This is a genomic window from Limimaricola sp. G21655-S1, assembly GCF_027213785.1.
In the GTDB taxonomy this organism is placed as follows: Bacteria; Pseudomonadota; Alphaproteobacteria; order Rhodobacterales; family Rhodobacteraceae; genus Limimaricola.
The window spans coordinates 1-314 of sequence record NZ_JAPWGO010000151.1 but is presented as its reverse complement, the minus strand read 5'-3'; the positions used below and the strand labels follow the sequence as shown (position 1 = coordinate 314).

At 72.3% G+C, this 314-nt stretch carries 1 protein-coding gene; it reads left to right on the top strand.

The genetic code is table 11. From position 1 onward, the window contains the following. Positions 1-314: hypothetical protein (locus O4G76_RS20255; protein ID WP_269398941.1), on the top strand; the 314-nt coding region annotated here is incomplete at both ends.

Here is a 314-nt window from a genome sequence, read left to right as displayed (position 1 = left end):
ACCGACGCGCCGACGGTGGCCGAAACCGGCGACACCGGGACCACCGATCTCGACTTCGGGCTGAGCCTGAGCGACACAAGCTTCACCGGCACCCTGACGGTGACCTACGACACCGGCACGGCGACGGGCCAGAGCCAGGACGTCAGCTTCACGAACGGGGTCGGCACGCTGACCATGTCGGTCGCCAATGACGACCTGGCCAACGGGCCCGAGACGGTGGCGGTCACCCTGACCGGCGCCAGCGGCGCCGCCGCGCCGGTGACGCTCGGCACCGCGAGCGCCAGCGGCACGGTCACCGAGGACGACGTCGCGGC